General features: G+C 61.9%; 24 protein-coding genes and 4 tRNA genes. 5 read left to right on the top strand and 23 right to left on the bottom strand.

Annotated features, from left to right (window positions below; genetic code table 11):
* Position 1 precedes the first annotated feature (1 nt).
* The 4 genes from P5704_020370 (at position 2) to P5704_020355 (ending at position 2,616) form a co-directional block, all read left to right on the top strand.
* A complete protein-coding gene (locus P5704_020370) occupies positions 2 to 703 on the top strand; it encodes an ABC transporter ATP-binding protein (protein ID WOF78340.1) in 702 nt (233 codons plus the stop codon).
* A gap of 171 nt (positions 704 to 874) precedes the next feature.
* The gene (locus P5704_020365) at positions 875 to 1,681 is read left to right on the top strand and encodes a dienelactone hydrolase family protein (GenBank protein WOF81291.1); all 807 of its coding nucleotides are present in this window, start codon (positions 875 to 877) and stop codon (positions 1,679 to 1,681) included.
* A 96-nt stretch (positions 1,682 to 1,777) separates the two neighbouring features.
* Positions 1,778 to 2,218, top strand: coding sequence for a hypothetical protein (locus P5704_020360; protein ID WOF78339.1), 441 nt, complete (start codon positions 1,778 to 1,780; stop codon positions 2,216 to 2,218).
* Positions 2,215 to 2,616 carry an META domain-containing protein gene (locus tag P5704_020355; GenBank protein ID WOF78338.1) on the top strand — a complete coding sequence of 134 codons (402 nt, stop codon included), beginning with the start codon at positions 2,215 to 2,217 and terminating at the stop codon, positions 2,614 to 2,616. The genes P5704_020360 and P5704_020355 overlap by 4 nt, the downstream gene beginning before the upstream one ends.
* A gap of 293 nt (positions 2,617 to 2,909) precedes the next feature.
* Here P5704_020355 and P5704_020350 read toward each other — a convergent pair whose 3' ends face one another.
* From P5704_020350 to dinB, 18 genes are all read right to left on the bottom strand, one after another.
* Positions 2,910 to 6,572, bottom strand: coding sequence for a DUF6701 domain-containing protein (locus P5704_020350; GenBank protein ID WOF78337.1), 3,663 nt, complete (start codon positions 6,570 to 6,572; stop codon positions 2,910 to 2,912).
* Positions 6,569 to 7,021: a pilus assembly protein MshP gene (locus P5704_020345; protein ID WOF78336.1), complete on the bottom strand. Its 453-nt coding sequence runs from the start codon at positions 7,019 to 7,021 to the stop codon at positions 6,569 to 6,571. Before P5704_020345 ends, P5704_020350 begins: the two co-directional genes overlap by 4 nt.
* Before the next feature lie 46 nt (positions 7,022 to 7,067).
* Positions 7,068 to 7,904: a type II secretion system protein gene (locus P5704_020340; protein WOF78335.1), complete on the bottom strand. Its 837-nt coding sequence runs from the start codon at positions 7,902 to 7,904 to the stop codon at positions 7,068 to 7,070.
* A 29-nt stretch (positions 7,905 to 7,933) separates the two neighbouring features.
* Positions 7,934 to 8,461, bottom strand: coding sequence for a prepilin-type N-terminal cleavage/methylation domain-containing protein (locus P5704_020335; protein ID WOF78334.1), 528 nt, complete (start codon positions 8,459 to 8,461; stop codon positions 7,934 to 7,936).
* 2 nt (positions 8,462 to 8,463) lie between these two features.
* Positions 8,464 to 8,943 (bottom strand): type II secretion system protein, encoded by a 480-nt coding sequence (locus P5704_020330; protein WOF78333.1) that lies wholly within the window; start codon positions 8,941 to 8,943, stop codon positions 8,464 to 8,466.
* 260 nt (positions 8,944 to 9,203) lie between these two features.
* Entirely contained in the window at positions 9,204 to 9,665 is a 462-nt protein-coding gene (locus tag P5704_020325) for a type II secretion system protein (protein ID WOF78332.1), read from the bottom strand.
* Between the two features lie 179 nt (positions 9,666 to 9,844).
* The gene (locus P5704_020320) at positions 9,845 to 10,318 is read right to left on the bottom strand and encodes a type II secretion system protein (GenBank protein ID WOF78331.1); all 474 of its coding nucleotides are present in this window, start codon (positions 10,316 to 10,318) and stop codon (positions 9,845 to 9,847) included.
* 21 nt (positions 10,319 to 10,339) lie between these two features.
* Positions 10,340 to 10,864, bottom strand: a complete 525-nt coding sequence (locus P5704_020315) for a type II secretion system protein (protein WOF78330.1) — start codon at positions 10,862 to 10,864, stop codon at positions 10,340 to 10,342.
* Positions 10,865 to 10,908: 44 nt separating this feature from the next.
* Positions 10,909 to 12,147: a type II secretion system F family protein gene (locus P5704_020310; protein ID WOF78329.1), complete on the bottom strand. Its 1,239-nt coding sequence runs from the start codon at positions 12,145 to 12,147 to the stop codon at positions 10,909 to 10,911.
* A gap of 81 nt (positions 12,148 to 12,228) precedes the next feature.
* The gene (locus P5704_020305; protein ID WOF78328.1) at positions 12,229 to 13,953 is read right to left on the bottom strand and encodes a GspE/PulE family protein; all 1,725 of its coding nucleotides are present in this window, start codon (positions 13,951 to 13,953) and stop codon (positions 12,229 to 12,231) included.
* Positions 13,950 to 15,314, bottom strand: coding sequence for a tetratricopeptide repeat protein (locus P5704_020300; protein WOF78327.1), 1,365 nt, complete (start codon positions 15,312 to 15,314; stop codon positions 13,950 to 13,952). Before P5704_020300 ends, P5704_020305 begins: the two co-directional genes overlap by 4 nt.
* Positions 15,311 to 16,240: an AAA family ATPase gene (locus P5704_020295; GenBank protein WOF78326.1), complete on the bottom strand. Its 930-nt coding sequence runs from the start codon at positions 16,238 to 16,240 to the stop codon at positions 15,311 to 15,313. Before P5704_020295 ends, P5704_020300 begins: the two co-directional genes overlap by 4 nt.
* A gap of 8 nt (positions 16,241 to 16,248) precedes the next feature.
* Positions 16,249 to 17,850, bottom strand: a complete 1,602-nt coding sequence (gene mshL / locus P5704_020290; protein WOF78325.1) for a pilus (MSHA type) biogenesis protein MshL — start codon at positions 17,848 to 17,850, stop codon at positions 16,249 to 16,251.
* Complete coding sequence (locus tag P5704_020285; GenBank protein WOF78324.1) at positions 17,847 to 18,173, bottom strand: Type II secretory pathway component; 327 nt, start codon at positions 18,171 to 18,173, stop codon at positions 17,847 to 17,849. The genes mshL and P5704_020285 overlap by 4 nt, the downstream gene beginning before the upstream one ends.
* Positions 18,166 to 18,843 carry a type II secretion system protein GspM gene (gene gspM, locus P5704_020280; protein ID WOF78323.1) on the bottom strand — a complete coding sequence of 226 codons (678 nt, stop codon included), beginning with the start codon at positions 18,841 to 18,843 and terminating at the stop codon, positions 18,166 to 18,168. The genes P5704_020285 and gspM overlap by 8 nt, the downstream gene beginning before the upstream one ends.
* Positions 18,836 to 19,444 carry a PilN domain-containing protein gene (locus P5704_020275; protein WOF78322.1) on the bottom strand — a complete coding sequence of 203 codons (609 nt, stop codon included), beginning with the start codon at positions 19,442 to 19,444 and terminating at the stop codon, positions 18,836 to 18,838. The genes gspM and P5704_020275 overlap by 8 nt, the downstream gene beginning before the upstream one ends.
* Positions 19,441 to 20,361, bottom strand: a complete 921-nt coding sequence (locus P5704_020270) for an MSHA biogenesis protein MshI (protein WOF78321.1) — start codon at positions 20,359 to 20,361, stop codon at positions 19,441 to 19,443. Before P5704_020270 ends, P5704_020275 begins: the two co-directional genes overlap by 4 nt.
* Before the next feature lie 320 nt (positions 20,362 to 20,681).
* On the bottom strand, positions 20,682 to 21,746 hold the full coding sequence (dinB, locus tag P5704_020265; GenBank protein ID WOF78320.1) for a DNA polymerase IV: 1,065 nt from the start codon (positions 21,744 to 21,746) through the stop codon (positions 20,682 to 20,684).
* A 98-nt stretch (positions 21,747 to 21,844) separates the two neighbouring features.
* Between dinB and P5704_020260 the strand changes: the two genes are divergently transcribed.
* Positions 21,845 to 22,099, top strand: a complete 255-nt coding sequence (locus tag P5704_020260) for a hypothetical protein (GenBank protein WOF78319.1) — start codon at positions 21,845 to 21,847, stop codon at positions 22,097 to 22,099.
* A 13-nt stretch (positions 22,100 to 22,112) separates the two neighbouring features.
* Here P5704_020260 and P5704_020255 read toward each other — a convergent pair whose 3' ends face one another.
* The 5 genes from P5704_020255 to P5704_020235 all read right to left on the bottom strand — a co-directional run bounded on the left by P5704_020255 (position 22,113) and on the right by P5704_020235 (position 23,219).
* Entirely contained in the window at positions 22,113 to 22,562 is a 450-nt protein-coding gene (locus P5704_020255; protein WOF78318.1) for a thioesterase family protein, read from the bottom strand.
* Positions 22,563 to 22,752: 190 nt separating this feature from the next.
* A tRNA-Glu gene (locus tag P5704_020250) sits at positions 22,753 to 22,828 on the bottom strand.
* A gap of 45 nt (positions 22,829 to 22,873) precedes the next feature.
* A tRNA-Ala gene (locus P5704_020245) sits at positions 22,874 to 22,949 on the bottom strand.
* A gap of 44 nt (positions 22,950 to 22,993) precedes the next feature.
* Positions 22,994 to 23,069: transfer RNA gene (locus P5704_020240), tRNA-Glu, on the bottom strand.
* A gap of 74 nt (positions 23,070 to 23,143) precedes the next feature.
* Positions 23,144 to 23,219, bottom strand: a tRNA-Ala gene (locus P5704_020235).
* Between the last annotated feature and the right edge of the window lie 94 nt (positions 23,220 to 23,313).

The raw sequence follows: 23,313 nt of genomic DNA, 5'->3' as shown, positions 1-23,313 counted from the left end.
CATGCTGACTTTCGAAAACGTCTCGACCTTCTATGGCAAGATCCAGGCCCTGCACGGCATCAACGTGCAGGTGGAACAGGGCGAAATCGTCACCCTGATCGGCGCCAACGGTGCCGGCAAATCGACCCTGCTGATGACCCTCTGCGGCTCGCCGCAGGCGGCCAGCGGCAGCATCCGCTTCCAGGGTGAAGAGCTGGTCGGCCAGCAGACCTGCGACATCATGCGCAAGGCCATTGCAGTGGTACCCGAGGGGCGGCGGATCTTTGCTCGTCTGACCGTTGAAGAGAACCTCTCCATGGGCGGTTTCTTCACCGGCAAGGCCGATTTCCAGGAGCAGCTGGACAAGGTGCTCGGCCTGTTCCCGCGACTCAAGGAGCGCTATCAGCAGCGCGGCGGCACCATGTCCGGTGGTGAACAGCAGATGCTCGCCATTGCCCGCGCGCTGATGAGCAAACCCAAGCTGCTGCTGCTCGACGAGCCATCGCTGGGCCTGGCGCCGATCATCATCCAGCAGATCTTCGAGATCATCGAACAGCTGCGCGAGGATGGCGTGACGGTGTTCCTGGTCGAACAGAACGCCAACCAGGCGCTCAAGCTGGCCGACCGCGGTTACGTGCTGGAAAACGGCCACATCGTCATGCAGGGTAGCGGCGAGGATCTGCTGACCGATCCGAAGGTGCGCGACGCCTACTTGGGCGGCTGACACCACAACCATACTCGACGAACGAAGCCCTGCCAGCCGGCGGGGCTTTTTCGTTTTCAGCCATACCCATCGCGCCGCCAGACGAACCCGGGCGCTGCGCGCACAGTCGAACACCCGCTATTCTTCGTCGAACCGCCTCTCTCACCTGATGCCCGTCAAGGAGACCTCATGATGCGCCACTGCCTACTCGGCCTGCTCATGGCTGCCAGCGTCACTGCCAACGCCGCGGTACAAACCCAGGAAATCCCCTACACCGCTGCCGACGGCACCAAGATGATCGGCTATTACGCCTACGACGACGCCATCGAAGGCAAGCGCCCCGGCATCGTCGTGGTGCACGAATGGTGGGGCCTGAACGACTACGCCAAGCAACGCGCCCGCGACCTCGCCGAGCTGGGCTACAGCGCGTTGGCAATCGACATGTACGGCGAAGGCAAGAACACCGATCACCCGAAAGACGCCATGGGCTTCATGCAGGCCGCCTTGAAGGACGCCGATGCGGCCAAAGGCCGCTTCAATGCCGGGCTGGATCTGCTCAAGGAGCAGGCCCAGACGGATAACGACAAGCTCGGCGCGGTGGGCTACTGCTTCGGCGGCAAGGTGGTGCTGGACATGGCGCGCCAGGGCGTGCCACTGGACGGCGTGGTCAGCTTCCATGGCGCATTGGCCACCGAAACCCGCGCCGCGCCGGGCAGCGTCAAGGCGCGCGTGCTGGTCGAGCATGGTGCCGAAGACAGCATGATCAGCAGCGATGACATCGCCGCGCTTAACGTCGAGATGGTCAAGGCTGGCGCCGACTACCAGTTCGTCAGCCTGCCGGGCGCCAAGCACGGTTTCACTAACCCCGGTGCCGATGCCCATCAGAAGAACGGCCTCGACGTGGCCTATCAGAAAGCCGCGGACGAACGCTCCTGGCGCGACATGCAGCGCTTTTTCGAAGACACCTTTGGCACGTTGGCGACCGCCCGGGCGCAGTGATCGGCTCGCTTCTCGACCGTGATTCGTCCCGGCGGCACGCCTGCCGCCGGGGCGCGTGCTAGCATTGCGCGCACAATTCACCGTCGATCACGAGTCATGGCCGAACACGATTTCCGCTACACCCTGCTCAACCCCGCCCACACCCTCACCGAATGCCGCGCGCTGGCGCCGGGCCGCTATCAGGTCACCGGTAATGGCGGCTCGATTCGCAGCGGCGATGTACTGATCGTCACGCTCAAGGGCAGCCGCGACCTTTCCCAACGCCTGACGGTGGAGAAGGTCCGCCACCTGATCAACCCACCCGGGCAATGGATGGCCGTGGCCAGCGGGCCGGTGTTCCGCGAACTGGAAATTCTCAACTGGCAGGTTTCCTGCGACAGCTGCGGCAAGCAGCTGGACTTCGAGTTTGCCGTCGACGCCAAGCTCGGCGAGGCCGCACGCAAACCCGCTGCCCAGGCACGCATCACCGAACTGGGCTGGTCCGGCCAGAACGACCAACACCGCTGCCCCAGCTGCCAGAAGGAGCAACAGGCATGAATTCACGAATCCTGCCTTTTATCGCAGCCCTCGGCCTGACAGGCTGTGCCACCGAGCAACTGGAGCTGCGAAGCGACGTCACCTACATCGCCGAATGGATCGGCGATGACGCCGTGATCGGCCGCACGCCCGTCTCGCTCACGCTGAGCGACGGCCGCGCGTACGGCAACGCGGGCTGCAACCACTGGTTCGGCAGTTACGAGCGCGATGGCCAGCAGATCCGCTTCAGCAACCTGGGCAGCACACGCAAGATGTGCGCGGAACAAATCATGGAGCAGGAGCACCACTTCCTCGATCTGCTCAATCGCGTCGAGCGCTGGGATGTCTCGAACATCGACCAGCTGCGCCTCTGGCCCGCCCAGGGTGCCCCGCTACGGCTCTGGCCGGAACAGGAATAACGCGCCAAATGTGCGCATGCAGCAAGGCATGCGCACTGCGATCAGGCGCCGCGGCTCCTTTACCGGCTCCGCGCGTATACGCCCGTCATGCGGTCGAAAAGCGGATCAGCAATCGGCAAAGGCCTGTTTTTTAGGCCTTACGCCCACTCCACTGCTTAATCCTCACCCATCGCGACCTCCCCCAGCGAAACTGGCACATGCAGTGCATAGTTTTATCCAGCCAGTTTCGGGGACCTCGGTACAGGCAGGCCGAGAATCCCCTCTTTTATTCGTCAGCTCGGTGAGCGGCCCTTTTATCGATAAACCTCTCGGCGAAAGATCAGGGGTTTGGGGCCTTGGTAGATGCCGAAGGTGGCAAGGCCTCTACTTGCCTCCCATCCTTCGCCATACCAGTCATACCAGAGCCATTCGGGCACGTCGGGGAATCCGGCCCGGACGCTACCGCGCCTTTGCGGCGAAGCCAGAAGCAACTGACCCTGATAGCCACTTCTATCGCTGGATACAGACGGCAGGCTTCCCGTCACCAGTTCGCCGGTAGCATCGCTCAGATCGGGTTCAGACCACTTCGGCGCGCTACAGACATCCTCCGTTTCCGGCAGGAAAACACCAGGCACTCGCCAGCTCTCGATCGTCCAGGGAAGACTGAGCGGCTGCAGCTCCGAACCATGAGCATTGCCGACACGCAACCGCCCCAAACGAATTTCGCTGGCCTCGTAGGGCAGTTCATATGACTGGCAGGCCTCCGTTCCCACCATATGGCAGACGCCATCGGCATCGGTTAGAGCGGTCGCAGAAAAGCGCTGCAGGATCGAGAAGGGCAAATCATCGGCGCCCGGAGTCGGACTCTCAGAGTCATACTTCAGACCGTCTCCCGACCACTCGTACTCACGCTGGCCATCCCTATCCTCGGCATCGGTCAAGGCGGAATCCTGCCCAGGAAAGCTCAGCTTAGCCGTCAGTTCCCGCTCACCGTCCAGGGTCCACCACGTGCTGGGCAAGGCCGACGACAAACGCCAGAAATCGCCACGATCATAGTTTTTCGTCGTACCGCCCTGACGGTTCTTGCCCGTTACCATCAGTCTCGGAAACACGCCATAGGGCACCAATTCCCGCTGATAGCTGAAGCCATCGCAGCTGTTCAGGCTGGCGGCACCGGAGACGTCCAGCCAGGCCGGGATAAAACGACCGACCAGCCCGCTCTCGCCACCACCGACGGTCTCACCGAAATAGTGGCCGGATGCCGGCGTGGCCTTCAGCTTGAAGATCCCCACTTCGGGCATCACGACGTTCTCTTCGGTCTGGGCACCGAGCTTGTGATCGTAGCTAGATGGCTTCAGCTCCTCGGGATTACTGCCGTCCTCCGGCTCGACCAGCAGGCTGCTCAGCGAAATGTCGTTCAAGCGAAAGTTGGGCGTGGCGGGGTTGCCACATAATTGATCCGCCTGCAGGGATTGGCCATTGGCCTGCCAGGCGACGGCCTTGATCCGCAGCGGGAAGCCATCGCCGGCATGCCGGAAAACCGGGCAGTCATCATCGTTGACGACCGCCAGGGTACAGGCCGAATCCGTCTCCAAGCACAAACCGTATGGCTTGACCACGAAGTCATTCGACTGACCGACCATGACCAGGCCGCTATCCGGCTCCTCGTAACGCATGCTCAGCCTGAGCAGGCCTGCATCCGGGTAGCGCAGGCGAATCGCCGCCTCGGCCTGGGCATTGAAATTCAGAGGCACGAGGGTGAAGCCTGAAGACTGGCGGGAAACCGAGACATCATTCACCTTCAGAGCCGGCGCCCCGAGAATCTGTCCCGGTTGCGGATCGATGTAATCGGATGCGAAACCCACTTCGCGCGCCTGCGCGTCCGAAAATCCCGGCACGCAACGCAATGGATCATTCGGATTGCTTTTCACCGCCCGTACCAGCAAATCATGCTGTGTCTCTTGAGCAGACAGATGTGCCGGAATCTCGTCTACAACGAAGCCACTTTCCAGCATGGTCAGCCTGCACTGGGTACTCAGGGCAGCCGAGCCGATCTTGCACAGCGTCTGGCTAAGAGGCTTGGCTGGAGGAGTGGAGGAACCCACGCTCAAGGTCGCCGAGCCGACTTTTCCGGCTCTGAGCGCGTAGGCACCGGAACCGCCCGTGAAGGCTCCGGCATTCTGGGTGACCGTCGTCCCCTGAGTCACTAGCACATCGGCAAGTACAGGGTCCGTATAGAATGTATTGCACGTCGCATCGAGGCAGGCCCTGAGCGTCGCGGCCACCGGGTTGCACGTCAGGCCGGAGCTCGGAGCGATTATCTCGAAATGGTCGATCTGCTGACTGACCGGGTTCATCTTGCTGGCGCATACCCGAAGGTCGTCCAGCTCATGGACATTGTTGGAGCCACCCGTGGAGCCCGTAAGGGTCAGGTAGAAATTATCCGGTAGCGCCGCCTGCCCTGGGCTGTCCAGCGCGTTGAACGTATCCACCAGTGTGGTGAAGCCTGACCCCGTGTTTCTCTCGACTTTCACCATCGCCTTTCCGCTCACCGTACTGTCGACGGTAATACGATAGGTGTGCCCCGGCCCAGCGGACGAGCCGGACACGTCGATGCCCGGACTCAGATTGGCTGCAGTTCCCCGCAGATAGGCATAGCCACTAGCGCCCGATCCGGAACCCCGGATGGCCACGGAATCCTGGCGAGCACCGGGGCCGCCAATACGGTCCTCGGTTGGGTTGGAAAAGTTGCCGTATTCGTCCAGCGCAATACCCAGCCAACCACCTGCGAAACCACTTTCGCCATGGCCCTGGGCATATCCCAGCGAACCACCGAAACCACCTGGCTGTGGCGTGTGGGCCGCATTCGACAGAGTGATCGCCAAGCCGTCGGCGCCATTGCCGTTATAGGCGTAGTACTTGAACTGCACCTGAATGTAATTGTTCTTGGCTGGTAGCAGGCGCTGGACCGTTGCGCCAGTGGCGACGTTCCCGCTGTTATCAGTCAGGCGCAGACGGTTGCTGACGATCCGTGGCACACCGAAACTGCCATTACGACTGGTCACCGCCCAATCGAGGCCAAGCGTACTGCGATTGAAATTGTCGTCCAGGCAAATCAACGTGGTCTCGCTGATACACAAATCGACCGGTGTGGTCGCGGCTGGTCTACAGATGCCGTAGACCCTACTGTTCCCGCTACCATTGATAGTTCTATCGTGCCAATCGGCAGCCTGGACATTGCCATGCACCGTGCTGTTGCTCAGGCTGACCGTATTGTTCGTGGTGATATTGCCGGTGACACTGCTGTCGTTGATCTCGATGTCATTCGAGGTCAACGAAATATTGCCGATGAGCGTGAGGCCATTACTCAGGGTGATCTTGCAGCAACCACCGCTGACGTTGCCGGTAATGCTGCCGCCGCTAAGATCCATGGCGCCGTTGCTGGCCGATACATTACCGGTGATCGTCGTGCCGCTGGTCGTCACGCCATTGGTGCCCGAAACATGGCTGGTCACATTCCCAGCGCTCAGAGTCACCTTGCCGTTGCCGGTTACCGAACCTCGTACGGTGGTACCGGCTAGGTCGATGGCTCCCGAGTTGGACAGCACTGAACCGAAGATGCTGTTGCTGTTGATCGCGTTGATGGTTCCCCAGTCGGAACGCAAGGTAATGTTCTTCGACGAAGTGCCGACGGTGTTGTTGTTCAGCGAAAAGCCGTTGTTCGCTACGACGGTGATATGACCGAGGCTTTCAAACAAACCGGTCGCGACCTGCAACACATCGCCCGAGGCCAGGGTCACGCGTCCAGTACAGGTGAAGGTACTGCCGCTTCGACTCCAACTTCCACCCTGACAGTCTGGTGGGTTACTCGGCGTCAACCAGCCGCCACTGCCGAAACTGTAGGTCGCCGCCTGTGCGGCACCATTAGCCAGCAACAGCACGAACAGCAATAACCACGCGAGGCCGATACGGCTCATGGTATTTCCCTCCCCAGCTCCACCACGGTGGAGAGCTTTCGATAGGCATAGTCGGGACTGCCCACACTCGAATATTCCGCCGTGGCGACGATGCGCTGAATCACGATGCCCTGCAGGTCCTCCTCATGCAGATCATTACGCTCCACCCGCTCACCGACAGGGCACTCGACTGTCACCACGAAACCATCCAGCCCTGGCACGCTGAAAGGCGGCGCTGTACATGTCTCATCGTTCAGAAAACGTGAAATCCCCCACTCCAGCCCCGCCCGCGCCGCCTGATAAGCGCGAGTCTGCTGCAAGGTGAGGTTATTGGTGGCAGTTTGAGTGGCTGACATGCGCCACATCGCGGCGATAACACCGGCAATCACGATGATCAGGAACATCGCGGCGACGAGTCCAAAGCCGTGCTGCCTCTGTAGGAGCGGGCCGTGCCCGCGAAGCTTGTGCATGGGCCCGGTTCGCGGGCATGGCCCGCTCCTACGGGGGGCTTTGGGATCAGGGCGCATTGTCGACGTGGACCTGTTGCAGCAGGGTGATGGTTTCGCCGTCCTTGCTCAGTGACAGACGGAGGGTAACGAGGCCGTTACGGGTGTTGGTGGCGGGCTCGTAGGTGAAGGTGCAATTGGATGCCGCATTGACGACAACTGCTGGCGTAAAGGCGCTGGAGCCATCCAGATTCTCCGATGTCGCTCGTAGTAGTTCGTCACCCCCACAGTGGTATATCAGGGTTTCCCTGGCGAGGTAAAAGCGGCGTTGAGGCGAAGCATACTTGAATCGAAAATCTTGCAAGCTGGCCTCTAGCACCCCGTTATTCCAAGTGAATTCTTTAGGTGAAATTACGGAAACTTGGGGTTCCTCTGCGATGGGACCCGTAGGGTAGATAATCAGCCAGTGCTTTTCACTGCTGTTTGACTCCAGAGGACTAAGTATCTCTATCTCGCAATCGGCACTTGTCTGAGTGCAGGCAGGCGGGTCCATACGCGGACCATCAAGCTCTGGCTGGTTGGCGCGATATCGCCCGGCAGCAGCTATGTGCAACAACCTCAACTCGTTGTTATTCACTACAACAATCGAGTTCGGCACCGCCAGCCGGATATCCCGCGCCATACGATTGAGCGCGCTGGCGGCGAGGTCGGTGAGTTCGGCGCGGCGGCTTTGGTCGGCGAAGCCTTGCAAGGGGCGGGACATGACGGTGGTGATCATGACCGCGACGATGCCGGCCAGGGCGATGACCATGATGAGTTCTACTAGGGTGAAGCCGCATTCGGCGCTCTTGCTGGAGCGGGTTTGCTGGCGGTTCGTCGCTGCACTGGGGGGACAGCTCGCGAACAAGTTCGCTCCTACATTAGTTTGTGGGAGGGCTAGATACATGCGTCACCCCCCGCCTCATCGTATTCGCCATAGCAGGTGCGCCAACCAACCAATTGCAGGTCCTGACCTGATGGATCTGTGACGATAACGGTCACCTGTATAGCGTCAACTCCATTAAGGCCATTCTCTATTTCTATGGCTTTAACTCGTACCGGATAGCCATCCAAACCAATTTCATTACCATTAATGTCATAGGGCTTATTGGTGGCCAGCTCGTGATACTTCCTGACATCTTGAAAGCAGGATCGCTCGTTACAATCGCTCGGCGTAATTTGAGAATACGACTGTTGCAGAATCTCTTCCATATACGCCTCGGCAATATACAAACTCTGCTGCCGCAACATCGGGTCGGCGGAGCGAGCGGTGATGGAGGCCATGGCGGAGAAGAGTGCGGCGGCGGCGATGCCGATGATGACAATGGTGATAACCAGTTCGACGAGGGTCATGCCGTGCTGCTTGCGGGGCGTGGCGCGTGCCGGGTGGTGGCTGGGTTGCCGGGGGGCTGCAAGCGGCGGCATGGTCAGTTCCTTCTGCAATCGGCAGCGGTGACGGGCAGGCTGCTGCCGGGCCAGGGCTCGAAACGGGGTGCTTCGCCGGCGGCGGTCGGTGCGATATAGCGGAAGCCGCAACGGCCCGTGCCCAGGTCGTAGGTGTTCTTGTGCACGATGCCATCAGCACCTGCGCCGTCGAAATCTGTCTCCATGCCGGCGGCGATCAGCAGGGAATAAGGTTGCGCGGGATAGCCGAATTTCACAGCTATGGCCTGCCCTTCCAGAAATATTTGCTGCTCCTCTTCGCCCATGCCGATGCCCGATAGCCGGGCCTTGGCATTGACGATTGCCAGCGCGCTGCGAGCCGCACCCAAACCGGCATTGACCCGCGCCGCACGGGCGTCGGCGGAAACGTCGAAAAAGCGTGGCAAGGCGAAGGCCGACAGGATGCCGAGAATGATGATGACCATGATCAGTTCGATCAGGGTAAAGCCGCTCTGCCTGGTCATTTGGCCAACCCTTCGCCGGTCCGTCGGGTGGATGGCCATCCTGTGGAAAAGCATGCGGCGGTTTCCAGCAAGGGTCTGGTGGTTGGCTTGTTGGTGGATGGGTGAAGCGTCATCCACCCTACGGTTGGAGGTAGGTTGTGGTTGAGACGCGTAGCGTCGAAGCCCAACGAGCATCGAAGCGATGGCAAGCACGAGCCGTCGGGGTCGGCCGATAGTTCGCTCGTTGGGCTTCGCAGGCTCAACCCAACCTACGGTTCGGGTCATTGGCCCACCTCGATAAAGCCGGTGGCGGCGTGGACGGTGAATGAAAGGCCGCCAACCGTTACGATGTTATTCCCGACGCTGCAATTAATAGAGGCATTGCTCGTAATACAACCGAGCGAATTGAACTCGATATCCATCCCGCTCTGAACTTCAACATCAGCCGGAGGCTTAATTGGATAGTTTTTATCGGAAGGGTCTTTGATCTGGACACCGTTGCAATCGCCAGTCCCGTAAGCCAGCCCATAACCGCGGTTGTCTACTGTTACCCTAACCAGGCAACCGCTCGCCACTGCCAGTTTCTGAGCATAGCGAACGGCAGAAAGAGTTTCTTCAAAATAAAAGCGCTCATCGAAGACCTTGCGGTCGAAAAAGCGCGGGACGGCCACGGCGGAAATAATGCCGAGGATCACGATTACCATGATCAACTCGACGATTGTAAAACCGCGTTGTTTAATCATTGGCCAGCCTTTTTATCCAAGCGGGTTTGAAGGCAGGAGTTGACCACCCCCAAGAGATTTGTGGCAACCCGGCCAGAAACCGGGTTGCCATGCAGCTGCAGGGAAGGATGAGATCCGCCAACCGTAGGTCGCAGCTAATTCAGGATATCGGCAGGTCTCCCCCCGCCCTACAAGGCTAACTAACAACCGCTAGTCAAAACCGCAACTTGTGGCGGAGTGACAACCGGAGGGGTAGCGGTTGTTGCAGACGCAGCAGTGTAAGTGACCCTGCAGTTAGCTCCATCAGCAGCACCGTTTGCTATTACGACACCGGGGGTGGTCGCAGTATCGAACTCAGTCGAACTAACCTGCGCTGCAGCCAAAATACCGGCAACTGTTGGGTAACCCAACCCATCAACTGCAACAGAGGCGCCTTCGAGTTCAATAGCAGTAAGCGGATCTCCCGAGCCATCAACTCCATTCTTTGCCAGCCATGCCGAATGTACAATTGCTGATGCTGATTTCATGGAAGCAGCAACACCCTGTAGGGTTGCTGCTCGCGCATCCCCTCCCAAGTTTGCAAACCTCGGCAATGCAAACGCCGCCAAAATCCCCAAAATCACAATCACCATAATCAATTCGATCAAGGTAAAACCGCTTTGTTGTCTCTTCATGATGCAGCTCCTGTTTTACGTTCAGTTAAAGGTGACGAAAACTTCGCCGGTATTGGCGTTGTATTCGATGACGTCGTCGCCGCCATCGAGGTTGTAGGTGTACCGGCAGCGGGTGCCGTTGGCCGTGGCGGTGAATGCCGGATTGGTGCCGGTCAGGCTGTGCGAGGAGGCCTGCAGCAGGTTGCTCCAGAGGTTGCGGCATTCATCGGCGGACATGCTGGTGTTGGCGAGCGGGGTACCGCTGCGCTCGGTGCCGATGGGCCAACCGTCGGCGTTGACATCGATGGCGCCGTTGCCGTAGCCCTGTACGTTGATCTGGCAGTTGCCGGCCAGGCAGGCATTGCTGCCGCCGCCGCGATTCAGTTCGTATTGGCCGCGCACAAGCGAGACGGCGGATGTGAGCGCACCGCCGGCGCTGCGCACGCTGGCGCGGTGGGCGTCCTTCGCCGAATCGATGAAGTGGGGCAAGGCCACCGCGGCCAGGATGCCGAGGATGGCGATGACCACGACCAGCTCGATCATGGTGAAACCCTTGTGTCGTTGCATCGTGCCTCCGCGGCTTTTGTGGAATGTCGCGATTAGTGTGCCCATCACCCCCTCCCCTGCGCCGCGCTACCCAGTTCCCACATCGGCAGAAACACGCCGAGCGCGAGAATCAGCACCATCACGCCCATGGCCACGATAAGGATTGGCTCGATGGCATCGGCCAGCTGCTTGAGGTCGTAGTCGACTTCCTGCTCGTAGAAGTCGGCGACTTCGATGAACAGGTCGTCCAGCGCGCCGGTTTCTTCGCCGACGGCCATCATCTGCAGTACCAATGGAGTGAACAGGCCGGAGTTGTGCGCCGAGCGGGTCAGCGCTTCGCCGCGTTCGACGCTTTCGCGGATGCCGAGAATCGCCTGGCCGATATGCTGGTTGCCGACACTGGCGCTGTTGATCGAGAGCGTCTGCAGCAGCGGCACGCCGGCGCGATACATCATCGCGAAGGTGCGGGTGAAGCGCGCCAGGGCGATACGTTCGAAGATGCCGCCGACGATGGGCAGGCGCAGCTTGATGCGATCCCAGCGCAGCCGACCGGCGTCGGTTTCGATCCATTTGAAGAAGGCGTAAAGCCCGCCAACGATGCCCAGCAGCAACAGCCACCAATAGTCGCGCATGAAATTCGAGGTGCCGATCAGCACGCGCGTGGCCCACGGCAGTTGCGCATGGAACTGGGCGAAGACCTTGGCGAACGCCGGGATCACCAAGAGGTTGATGACGCCCAGCGCCACCCCCATGGCCACCAGCACGAAGATCGGATAACGCGTGGCCTGCTTGATACGCTTGCGGGTCTCGCGTTCCAGCTCGAGATAGGCGGACAGCTGCTTGAACGCCTGATCGAGCTGGCCGGTGTTCTCACCGACGCTGACCATGCTGACGAACAGATTGTTGAACACCTTGGGATGGGCGTTCAGCGCGACCGCCATGGACTGGCCACTCTCAAGACTGGCGCGCACGTCCTGCAGGATGCCGCGGAAATACAGGTTTCGATTGGATTCGGCCAGGCCGCCGATGGCGCGAATGATCGGCACGCCGGCCTTGTTCAGGCTGTACATCTGGCGGCTGAAGATGATCAGTTCGTCCAGATCGACACGTTTGCGCCGCAGCTTCTCGCGCAGCACGGCGAACACGTCGACGCTATCGGCCTGGGCACGCTCCGCATCGATGGTCAGCGGGGTGATCTGGCGCGACACCAGTTCGCTGGCCACGGCGTCAGCGCTGGCGCCATCGAGCGCCCCGCTGACCCGTGCGCCGCGCATATCGCGGCCGGTATAGCGGAAGCTAGGCATCGGCACGCACCCCGCGAAGCGAGCGGATGACGCCCGTGGCGCTGGCGCCTACGGTCGCGATGAGCAGGAGATTAGCGACGATCACGCGATCACCTCGTCGTCCGCCAGGGTCGCGCAGACCTTCAGCACCTCTTCGATACTGGTGACGCCGGCAATGGCGTAATCCAGCGCGCAAGCCGCCAGTGGTCGATAGTGCGCCTGCTGGCGCGCGGCCTCGGCGAAGCCTTGCGGGTCGCCGCGGCGCAGGGCGGCGATCATCGGTTCGTCCAGTTCCAGCAGCTCGTACACACCGACACGGCCGGCATAGCCACTGTTGTGGCATTGATGGCAACCACTGCCGCGCTTGAAGCGGTTGTCGCGCAGCGAGCCGCCGTGCAGCGCCTCCAGCCAGGCCAGTTGCCGAGGATCGGGCTGGTCGTCCTCCATGCAGTTCTCGCACACCCGGCGAATGAGACGCTGGGCCAGCACCGCATTCAGCGCGGTGGCGACGAGGAAAGGCTCGACGCCCATGTCGATCAGGCGCATGGCCGAGGTCAGGGCATCATTGGTGTGCAGCGTCGAGAGCACCAGGTGGCCGGTCAGTGCGGCGCGCAGGCCGATCTCGGCGGTTTCCTGATCGCGGATCTCGCCGACCAGGACGATGTCCGGGTCCTGGCGCAGCGCGGCGCGCAGCACGCGGGCGAATGTCAGCTCAATCTTGGCGTTGACCTGCACCTGGTTGATGCGCGGCAGGCGGTATTCCACCGGGTCTTCGACGGTGATGATCTTCTTCTCCGGGCTGTTCAGCTCGGAGAGCCCGGCATAGAGCGTGGTGGTCTTGCCCGAGCCGGTCGGGCCGGTGACCAGCACCATGCCGTGCGGGCGTTGCAACAGGCGCCGGAAGCGTTCGAGCATCGCCGGCGGCATGCCGGTGCCGTCGAGCTTGAACATGGCGCCGCTCTGGTCGAGCAGACGCATGACCACCGACTCGCCGAACTGCACCGGCATGGTGGAAACCCGCACATCGAGGTTGCGGTTCTTCACACGGATGTTGAAACGGCCGTCCTGCGGCAGGCGCTTTTCCGAGATATCCAGACCGGACATGATCTTCAGGCGCATGACCAGCGCCGAGGCGACGCGGTGCTCCTTCATCACCTGCTCGTTGAGCACACCGTCGATACGCTGGCGAATCCGCACCACGCCTTCGTCCGGCTCGATGTGGATGTCCGAAGCCTTCATCTGTACGGCGTCCTCGAACAGCGTCTGCAGCAGGCGCACCACCGGCGCATCGCTGTTGCTTTCGCCCAGGCGCGAGAGGTCGAAGTCGCTTTCCTGCAGTTCACCTTCCAGCTCGCCGGCCAGCGAGGCGATCTCGCTGGTACGGCGGTAGAGCTGATCCAGTGCGCCGAGCAGCTCGCTTTCACGCACCACCGCCGGGTGAACGCGCTTGCCCAGCAGGCGCTCGATCTCGTCCTGGGCGAAGATGTCCAGCGGGTCGGTCATGCCCACCAGCAGGCCGTCACCCTGGCGGGACAGCACGATTACCCGGAAGCGCCGGGCGACCGCCTCGGGCAGGCTCTGGGTCAATTGGTTATCGAACTTGTAGTGCTTGAGTTCGACGAAGGGAATCTGCAGCTGCTCGGACAGCGCACGCAGCAAACGGCCTTCGTCGATGAAGCCGAGGTCGAGTACCGTGCGCCCGAGCTTGGAGCCGGTGCGCTTCTGGTCCTGCAGCGCCTGCTGCAGCTGCGCCTCGCTGATCAGGCCGGCCTGGACCAGCAGATCGCCAAGACGAATCTTGCGCTGACGCATGTCTTGCGCGGTCATCGGGCACCTCCGAGTACGCCGGCACGTTCAGCGGCGAAGCGCCGCGAGTTGTCATCGAGCCCCTGCCCTTGCGCGGCCAGGCGGTAATGGCGCGCCGCCCGGGCGGGCTGATCGATCTGCTCCAGCGCGATGGCCAAGCCCAGCTGCCAGGCCGCCTGCTGCGGCTGGGAAGCGACCAGCTGGCGATACACCGCTGCGCTGCCCGCCCAGTCGCCGACCTGCTGTTGCAGAGCCGCCAGCAATGCGTGATAGCCGGGGTCGCTCGCCAGCGCCGGCGCGTTCTGCACCAAGGTGGCGAGCGCGGTTTGTTTGTCGCCACTCTGCAGCTGCCCACGGGCGAGCAGCATGCGCAGCTCGGCATCGAACGGTCGGCTTTGTAGCTGGGCGGGCAACCAGGCGAGCAGTGGCTCGATCTGTCCAGCCGCCAGGTAGGCGCGAGCCAACCAGCGCGCCGCCTCGGCATTGTCCGGCTGCGCGGCATGGAGCGCCTGCAGCAGCTCGATGGCACGGGGGAAGTTCCGCTGCTGCAACGCGTCGCGCGCCTGGGCCAGCGGGTCCGGTCGATGACTGCCGATCTGCACGGTGGGTGTGGTGGCGACCTGGGGTCTGGCAACCGGCGCCGGGGCTGGCTCGGCGACCGGCTGCACATCCGGCGCGATAGCCGGCACGGTGTTCGCGTCGGGCGCTGTGCGGGTGACCCAGTCCGGCAGACTCGCTTCGTCCAACGCCGGCTCGGCGAAAGGCAGGTCCAGATCCTCAGGGACGGTCACTGGTGCACCATCCATATGGACTTCCAGCCAGAGCTGCGCATGGCCAGCGACCGGCTCGAGCCGATCACGCACGTCGAGGCGATCGGTCATGCCGATCAGCAGTACCTGCACCTGGTCGCCCTGCTGTTCGACACGCCAGAACAGGCTCAGGCCGTTGCTCTCCACGCGGCCGTTTCGCGGGCCACCGGCGAGCGTAACGTCCGGTAGACGCAGGCTGATCGCGCCGCCCTCGTCGGTGCGCTGGTAGCTGATCGAGCGATCGAGCAGCAGTTGCAGCACGAAACGGTCGCCGTCTTGCTGCGGCAGGATATCAAGGAGCTGAGTTGAGGGCACCGCAGCGGTCATCGCAGCGTCGACAGGCGCTTCCGGCACCACCGGGGTTTGCGCGAAACGTTCGAACAGTGCCACCGAGGCCGCAGCGACCAGCACCACGCCAGTCAGCGGCAACAGCCAACGGCGCAACCGTGCTGATCGCTGGCGCCGGGTTGCGGCTGTTTCATCGACGGCCTGCATGTCGAGGAACGGGCTCTGCCCGCCGGACGCCGCGCCGCGCGCTTCGAGATCGCGCAGCATGTCGTTGACCAGGCTCATGGCCGCACCTCGGCCAGCTGCGACAGCCAGGGCAATGCACTTAGCAGTAGGCTCAGTGTGGCCGCACCCGCCAGCAGCGCCCAGCGCAACGGAAGGGCTGCACGCAGGAACGGTCGCGCGCCCTCGGTATCGGCCAGGGCGCGGCGCACGTGTCGGCTGGCGACGCGTCGCTGGCCTTCGCCAAACGCCGCCATCAGGCACTTGTTCGCCAGGATGTTGAGCAACCGCGGAATGCCACCGCTGCCCTTGACCAGCAGGCGAATCGCAGCCGGCTTGAACAGCGGTTCGCCTTGATAGCCGGCCACCGCCAGACGTTCGTGCAGGTAGCGCCGGGCGTCGCTGACATCCAGCGGGCGCAGGCGGTAGGAGAATGTGATGCGCTGGCGCAACTGCCGGAAACTCTCGCTGGCCAGCGTAGCGTCCAATTCAGGTTGACCGAACAGCACCACCTGCAGCAGTTTGCGCTGCTCGGTTTCCAGATTGGTCAGCAGGCGCAGGGCCTCCAGCGTTGCCGGTGGCAGCGCCTGCGCCTCATCGATCAACAGCACGGTGCCCTTGCCCTGGCCGGCCAGCTCGATCAGCCGGCGATGCAGTGCCGTCAGCAGTCCGTGGTTATCCAGCTGCTCGACCCGCGGTACGTGCAACTCATGGGCCAGCGCCTGGCGCAGCGCCATGGGCCCGAGCGCCGGGTTCGGCAGCCACGCCAGCTGGTAATGTTCGGCATCCAGTTGCTTGAGCAACGCGCGGCAGAGCAGGGTCTTGCCGGTGCCCACCTCGCCAGTCACCTTGATGAAGCCCTCGCCTTCGGCCAGCGCCACGCGCAGCAGGTTCAGGCACGCCTGGTAAGGCGGCAGGCGAACCATGAAGCCGGTATTCGGCGTCAATGCGAATGGCTTTTCCTGCAGGCCGAAGAATGCTTCGTACATACCGGCGCCTACCTGACCTGGCGGAACGAATCGGCGCTGCGGCGCAGCTCGTCGAGCCAGACCTGATCGTCGATCACCTGCGGGCGCACCAGGATGACCAGTTCGGTCTGCTCGAGCGATTTGCGTTGCTGCTGGAACAGGCCGCCGACGATGGGCAGCTTGGAGGCCCAGGGAATGTTGGCGTCGTTATTGCTGTTGCGGTTTTCCAGCAGGCCGCCGATGACCACGACCTGACCGCTGCGCGCACGCACGATGGAGTCCGACTGGCGCGTGGTGGACAGCGCCAGCGGCAGGTTGAAGACGTTGTCGGAACCGCCGAGCTGGATGCTCTTGTTCTGATCCTGAACGCGGCTGACGGTGGGCCGGACGTGCAGAGTGACCTGGTCGTTCTCGTCGATCTGCGGGGTAACGTCCAGCGAGATGCCGGAGAAGAACGGCGTCAGGGTGATGTCCAGGTCGGGCGCCGTGGTGCCGCCCGCCAGCGACGTGGTGGTGGTCGAAACATCGGTGACGAAGAACTCGTCGGTGCCGACCTTGATCACCGCCTTCTGGTTGTTGAGGGTGGAAATCCGCGGACTGGAAAGCACCCGCACATCGCCCTGGGTTTCCAGCAACTGCAGCACGCCGCTGAAGTCGCCGACGCTGACCGCAGCGCTGAACACGCCACCGACATTGTTGACGCCGTCGAGTGTGTCGCCCTGCACACCCAAGGCGAAATCGGCGTTGCCCATGGAGCCCAGCTGTGCCCAGTTGATCCCGGACTGGAAGCCGTCGGACAGCCTCACTTCGAGAATCTTGGTCTCCAGAATCACCTGCCGCTGCAGGTTGCGCTGCGCCTGTTGCAGAAAGCGCTCGACGCTCTGCTGGTCGGCACTGGACGCACGAACCACCAGCAGGCCGGCCTGCGGGTTGACCACCACGCTGTTGCCCGCCTCGCTGCCGATCATCATCGCCACGACTTCGCGCACCTCACTCCAGAAGTCGACGGTGCTACTGGTCAGCAACTGGCTGGCATTGACGGTGCTGGAGGTCGAGTTGGTCGTGGTGCCGCTTGCGCCGGTATCAATGTTGTCGCTGGTGGTGACCTGGCCGGAGCTGACCCGGGTATCGGTCATGCCCTGACGCTGCAGGTTGAGGTAGTTCAGGTCATAGGTGCGGGTGACCGCGGTATTGGCCTGGATCTGGTAGCCATAGCTGGTGCGGCGATAGTCGTAGCCGTAGCTGTCGCGCACCGCCGCGAGCACTTCTTCCAGCGTCACGTTGCGCAGGCTGAAGGTGATGTTGCCAGTCACCGCCGGGTGCACCAGCAGGTTCTGTCCGGCGTTGTCCATCAGGCTGAGGAAGAATTCGCGGGCCGGCATGTCGTTGGCGACCACATCGAAGCGCGGGCCACTGACCGCCGAACTGCCGTCGACACTCAGCGGCGGAATCAGCGCAGCCTGTACCGACGGCGGCGGCAGCGCCTTGGCCTGGGTCTGCTGCAGGCTTTCCTCGAACAGACGGTTGCTCTGCTCGTAGAGGCGCTTGTCACCGTCCTCGAATGTCTGGCAAGCGGCCAGCAGGCAGAACAGGCTCAGCAAGCCGAGACGTGGCAAAAGGGTCGGCATCATGGTCGGGTTTGGCTCGGAGTGATGATCGGGGCAACCAGATGCAGCGTTTGCTGCTGGCCATCGCGCTCGATCAGGACGGAATTCGTGTGGATGGCCAGGACTCGGGCATCGGCCAGGGTGTCGCCGACACGCAGCGATTGGCCGTTGAGCACCGCCCTGGCGCTCTGTGCACCACGGAAAATGGCTTGCAGGTGCAGCGTCGCCGGTGCCTGACGCTCCACTGCCGCGGTCACGAACGCCGCGGGCGGGCGGGTGGGATCGAGCGCGTAGGCCGAAGCGGGCAGCAAAAGGAGCAAGCACAACGCACGAGAAAAATCAGACACCAACCCACCCCGCTTCGCGACTCAAGGTATGCAGCTCCAGCGTGATCCGCGCCTGGTCCGGCCCGGCCTCATCGATGTGATAGTCCAGGCTGTCCCAATGCAGACGCCAACCACTGTTCTGCACCGCCTGCAGGTAATCGAGCAGGTCGAAGTAGCCACCTTGCAGGGTCAGACGCAAACCGTGCCGATAGAAGCTGACCGCCGCTGGCGGCGCATCCTTCGCTGCATCCGTGGCACTGGCGGGCAACTCCAGCGGCGCGCTGAAACTCTGCAGCGCGACCATCTGCAGTTGAGGCTGCCGGCGCAGCAGGTCCTGCAGCAGCGCTTTCATACGCGCAGGCGAAACCAGTGAGCGAGTCTCCTCGTCGATGTTGCGCAGAATCTGTTCGCGATTGGTGAGCGCCACATCGAGGGCATCGCGATAGGGACGATTGGGATCGGCTGCGAGCTTGGCCTGGAGTTCGCGCAACGCATTGTTCGCCTCCAGCTGACGGGCTTCGGCGAGACGCAGCTGGCTGTCCTGATGGGCGATGCGCCCGGCGAGCGGCTCAGCCACCAGCAACAGATAAAGCATGCCCAGCAGGGACGCGCCGACCAGCACGCTCAACCACTGTTCGCGCGGAGCCAGCGTCTGCCAGCGCTGTCGCAGGCTTTGCATGGCGTTATTCATCGTCGCCCTCCTCAGCCGCACGAGATGCCAGGCGGAACGCCAGCATGCCACTGTCGTCGCGCCGCAGATCGAAGCTGCCGAACTCGCGCCCCTGCAACGTCTCGCTGCGCCCGAGGCTTTCCAGATAAAGCGGAAGCAGTTCCTGATCCTGACTCAACCCACGCAACAGCATGTCGCTACCGCCCGCCTGCAGACGGATGCGGGTCAGCCAGAGCCCGTGCGGCGGGTGCCGATCGGCCAGGGCCGTGAGTACCGGCGCGAAGCCGCCACGCAGCTGGCCGTCGAGCGTTCGCAGATGCGTTGCGAGGCGCTGCAGCTGGCGGTTTTCCGCTTCTCGCTCCGCCAGTTGCGCTGGCAGCCGGGTATCCAGCGTCGGTTCCCGATAGTTAGCCTTGAAGGCGGCCAACTGCGCCTCCGCAGAGACTGCCTGCGCCTCGGCCAATTGGCGGTCCGAGGCGCGCTGCTTGAGATTCCAGCCCTGCCAGGCAGCGTGCGAAGCCAGGGCAAGCGCCAGCGCACATGCGCCAAGCAGCAGTTGCCGCGGGCGCGGACCACCCTGCTGACGACGTTCGCGCTGATAGAGATTGACGTTCTGCATCATGCCGCTTCCTGACGCAGGGCGGCGCCGACGGCGCCAATGCAGAACGCCTGCTGCGCCTCGGTCAGCTCGACACCAGGCTGGCCGGGGAACAGTTCACGCAGGTCGAGGCGTTGCAGGTTCACCGCCAATCCGCTGGCCAGCCCCTGATATGCGCGTTCGCCATCCTGCTTCATAGGCAGCAACATCAAGCGATTGATATAGCCCTTGCCGAGCTGGCTCTCGAAATAATCGAGCGAACGCTGGATTTCCAGTGTCGTACTGCTCAGATCCTGAGCAGCGCGCGCCAGCCCTTGCTCGATACGCCGAGCCATGTAGAGATCGGCGCCGTTCTGAATGCAGATCAGGCCTTCGCTGGTGCGCAGGCGCAGCAGTGCGAGATTCATGCCTTCGGCACCGGCGAGCGAGCCCAGGTTGCGAAACGCCATCTCGGTGATGTCGATGCTCGCCATGTACAGGCCGGCCTGGCGGACGAGCTGGGCGTAGTGCTGCATCCGGGCTTTCTCGAGAACGGCGCAATAGACCATGCGCGTGCGTCCGCGATAGGCGTCCTCGGGCAGCGCGAAGCAGTCGATCACCACATCATCCAGCGGCTGGCTGATCATGTCCTTGATGCGCCAGCGCATGGCGTCACGCAGCTCCTGCGGCGGCACTTCAGGCGCTTCGAGAAGGAACATCTGGTATTCGGAAGGATGCAGCAGCACGTTCGTCGGCAAGCCCTGCAAGGCACGTTCGCTCACGGCCTTCTCCAGCAGCGCTGCCTGCACTTCGGCGCTACCTTCCAAGTGTTCGCAGTACGGCAGCATCGGCCGTGCACCGGGCCCCCGAACGACCTGCGCCAATGCAATGCCTTGCGGACCAGCCTCGATGCCAAGCATGCCGGCTGGTTTTGATTTCTTGGTTTTGGAAAACAGACCCACCAATGGCTCCCTCGCCAAGACGTCGGTGCTCAACTGCCAACAAGCAGAGAATCGATACTGAGGGCGTCAATAGATAGCACATTGCCATCCTGCGTGACTCTAACAATATCCGATGAATGCGTCCAAATATTGTCGTAAATCAATCGCGCAACAAAAAACCGTCAACCTAAGGACGTCAAAGATCGCGCGCATTCTGGGTCAATTAATTATCTGGCGCTATATCGGCCTAAGCCCTTTCGTCGCTCGAATTCATCACAAACTTCGTATCTGACGAACGGTGCCAGCGGAGGGCTTATGCGACGGACAAAGGAACTGAAGCTCTAGAACAGGGTGAGCTGCTCGAAACCACCACGCAGATCGACCAAGCGTACGCCGACACCGATCAAGCGAACCGGCCGGGCACCACGGGAAAAGGCGATGGCGAGCAGATCAGCGTAGTCATCGAGTTCGAGTCCGGCGCCGGCCTGCTCCATCGTGGTCTGGGTGAAGTCATGGAATTTGAGCTTTACGAAAGGCTTGCCGGGCCGATAGCCGCTGTCCAGGCGTGCCATGCGCGCAGCCAGCTGCTGCAGCAGCTCCGGCAAACGCTCAAGGCACGCCGCCAGATCCGGCAGATCGCGGTCGTAGGTCTGCTCTACGCTCACCGACTGGCGCCGACTTTCCACCTGTACCGGGCGCTCATCGATGCCCCGCGCCAGCCCCCAGAGCCGCTCACCGAAGGCGCCGAACTCGCGAACCAGGTCCAATCTGCGCCACTCGCGCAAGTCGCTACAGGTGCGGATGCCGAGCCGGCCCAGCTTCTCGGCGGTGACCCGACCGACGCCATGCAGCCGCTTGACCTCCAGCATCTGCACGAACTCGTCGACCTGTGCCGGGGTGATAACGAACAGGCCGTCGGGCTTGTTCCATTCGCTGGCGATCTTGGCGAGAAACTTGTTCGGTGCTACGCCCGCCGACACCGTAATGCGCAGCTGTTGCCAGACCCGACGGCGGATGTCCTCGGCGATACGCGTGGCGCTGCCGGAAAAATGCTCGCAGGCGGTGACATCTAGATAGGCCTCGTCCAGCGACAGCGGTTCGATCTGCTCGGTATAGGTGCGAAAGATGTTATGGATCTCACGCGACGCTTCCCGATACACGTCCATCCGTGGGCGCAGGATCAGCAAGTCAGGACACAATTTCAGCGCATGCCCGGAAGCCATGGCCGAGCGAATACCGTATGCACGCGCCTCGTAATTGCACGTGGCGATGACCCCGCGCCGGTCCGCAGCGCCGCCAACCGCGATTGGCCGCCGAGCCAGGCTGGGGTCGTCGCGCATCTCGATCGCGGCGTAAAAGCAGTCGCAATCGATGTGGATGATCTTGCGGAGAATGGACTGACTCACGGAAAACGGAGCACCAGGCAGGAGTGAACGAATCTTCAGCGCAGCAGGTCGGTTATTGAGATGGTAAGTCCTTTATTACCCGATAGCCGGAGGTTCAGATGAAAATCTTGTACGCAGGCATCATCGCACTGGGCAGCTTGTTTTCCGCAGTCGCACTGGCCGACCAGGACATGATGAACACTCAGTCGCAAGGCACCAACATTCAGCAGGAAAAGAAGGGCGAGGGTATGGTTCGCGAAAACGAAGACGGCGGCGCCGACCCGAAGATGAAAGAGGAAATCCAGGAAGACTGGCGCGAGGATGCCGAGAAGCGCCGCGAGAGCGATGTCATGAAGCCCGAGCAGCGCGGCTGAGCAACCAGCCTCGTCAAAGCTCCAGCGGGTACGGTTGCACCAGCGCTTTGCCGTAGCCGTCGATGAACTCCAGCGGCATACGCTTGGGTTTCCCGCTGGAGAGTTCGATACAGACGAAAGTCGTCTGTGCACGCAACAGCGTTGCACCATCGGCTGGCCTGATCAGCTGGAAATTGCGCTTCATTTTCAAACGCTGATCGGATTCCGAAATCCAGGTTCCCAACTGCAGCAGGTCGCCTTCGTAGGCTGCGGCCAGATAGTCGATCTCATGCCGGAGCACCGCCATGGCCCGATCCAAGCGGCGATAGTCGTCGATGCCCAACCCCAGACTCTGCGAATGCTGCCAGGCACACCGCTCCAGCCAGGTCACATACGCAGCATTGTTGGCATGGCCCAACTCGTCGATATGCTCGAACTGCACCTGCAGGTCGATGGTGAACGCGTCCGCCTGATCCCAGCTCATTCGTTGCAAGCCTCGTTGGCCGTTTGCGATGACCTATGAAACCGTAGTCGCCGCGATGAGTCACGCCTGTTCCTGCGAGCAATGACAAGACATTCAGCGCAGCGCGACTCAGCCGTCTTTTCGGCCGCGCAAAACAAAAAGGGCCATCTCATGAAAGATGACCCCTTGAAGCCCAAAACGGGCAATAAAATGGCGTCCCCTAGGGGACTCGAACCCCTGTTACCGCCGTGAAAGGGCGGTGTCCTAGGCCACTAGACGAAGGGGACGAAACCTTCGTGAACCTGCCGAACAATCTATCGGCAAGCCGTGATTGGTGGAGCTAGACGGGATCGAACCGTCGACCTCTTGCATGCCATGCAAGCGCTCTCCCAGCTGAGCTATAGCCCCGGATTTATCGTCTCTCGACGCGCGATGCGAACATCGCTGAATAATGGCGTCCCCTAGGGGACTCGAACCCCTGTTACCGCCGTGAAAGGGCGGTGTCCTAGGCCACTAGACGAAGGGGACGCAAACCCTTCAAGCGCAACCCGTATTGCTTATTCGGCAAATACAAGCTGGTGGCAAATTCTGCTCTTCGAGATTGGTGGAGCTAGACGGGATCGAACCGTCGACCTCTTGCATGCCATGCAAGCGCTCTCCCAGCTGAGCTATAGCCCCATCTCGAGGACGGGGCGCATATTAGGGGCGCCCCCAGGTAGTGTCAACAACAATTTCCAACGGGCCGAAGATTTTTTGGCATTAGGAACAACTA

Source organism: Pseudomonas sp. FeN3W (genome assembly GCA_030263805.2).
Lineage (GTDB): Bacteria > Pseudomonadota > Gammaproteobacteria > Pseudomonadales > Pseudomonadaceae > Stutzerimonas > Stutzerimonas stutzeri_G.
The sequence above is the reverse complement of the archived record's forward strand: the minus strand, read 5'-3'. Positions and strand labels throughout refer to the sequence as shown.

Coding starts and splice junctions, on each gene's coding strand:
- P5704_020370 (WOF78340.1), top strand. CDS start 2: ATGCTGACTTTCGAAAACGTCTCGACCTTCTATGGCAAGATCCAGGCC.
- P5704_020365 (WOF81291.1), top strand. CDS start 875: ATGCGCCACTGCCTACTCGGCCTGCTCATGGCTGCCAGCGTCACTGCC.
- P5704_020360 (WOF78339.1), top strand. CDS start 1,778: ATGGCCGAACACGATTTCCGCTACACCCTGCTCAACCCCGCCCACACC.
- P5704_020355 (WOF78338.1), top strand. CDS start 2,215: ATGAATTCACGAATCCTGCCTTTTATCGCAGCCCTCGGCCTGACAGGC.
- P5704_020350 (WOF78337.1), bottom strand. CDS start 6,572: ATGAGCCGTATCGGCCTCGCGTGGTTATTGCTGTTCGTGCTGTTGCTG.
- P5704_020345 (WOF78336.1), bottom strand. CDS start 7,021: ATGCACAAGCTTCGCGGGCACGGCCCGCTCCTACAGAGGCAGCACGGC.
- P5704_020335 (WOF78334.1), bottom strand. CDS start 8,461: ATGCCGCCGCTTGCAGCCCCCCGGCAACCCAGCCACCACCCGGCACGC.
- P5704_020330 (WOF78333.1), bottom strand. CDS start 8,943: ATGACCAGGCAGAGCGGCTTTACCCTGATCGAACTGATCATGGTCATC.
- P5704_020325 (WOF78332.1), bottom strand. CDS start 9,665: ATGATTAAACAACGCGGTTTTACAATCGTCGAGTTGATCATGGTAATC.
- P5704_020320 (WOF78331.1), bottom strand. CDS start 10,318: ATGAAGAGACAACAAAGCGGTTTTACCTTGATCGAATTGATTATGGTG.
- P5704_020315 (WOF78330.1), bottom strand. CDS start 10,864: ATGCAACGACACAAGGGTTTCACCATGATCGAGCTGGTCGTGGTCATC.
- P5704_020310 (WOF78329.1), bottom strand. CDS start 12,147: ATGCCTAGCTTCCGCTATACCGGCCGCGATATGCGCGGCGCACGGGTC.
- P5704_020305 (WOF78328.1), bottom strand. CDS start 13,953: ATGACCGCGCAAGACATGCGTCAGCGCAAGATTCGTCTTGGCGATCTG.
- P5704_020300 (WOF78327.1), bottom strand. CDS start 15,314: ATGAGCCTGGTCAACGACATGCTGCGCGATCTCGAAGCGCGCGGCGCG.
- P5704_020295 (WOF78326.1), bottom strand. CDS start 16,240: ATGTACGAAGCATTCTTCGGCCTGCAGGAAAAGCCATTCGCATTGACG.
- mshL (WOF78325.1), bottom strand. CDS start 17,850: ATGATGCCGACCCTTTTGCCACGTCTCGGCTTGCTGAGCCTGTTCTGC.
- gspM (WOF78323.1), bottom strand. CDS start 18,843: ATGAATAACGCCATGCAAAGCCTGCGACAGCGCTGGCAGACGCTGGCT.
- P5704_020275 (WOF78322.1), bottom strand. CDS start 19,444: ATGATGCAGAACGTCAATCTCTATCAGCGCGAACGTCGTCAGCAGGGT.
- P5704_020260 (WOF78319.1), top strand. CDS start 21,845: ATGAAAATCTTGTACGCAGGCATCATCGCACTGGGCAGCTTGTTTTCC.
- P5704_020255 (WOF78318.1), bottom strand. CDS start 22,562: ATGAGCTGGGATCAGGCGGACGCGTTCACCATCGACCTGCAGGTGCAG.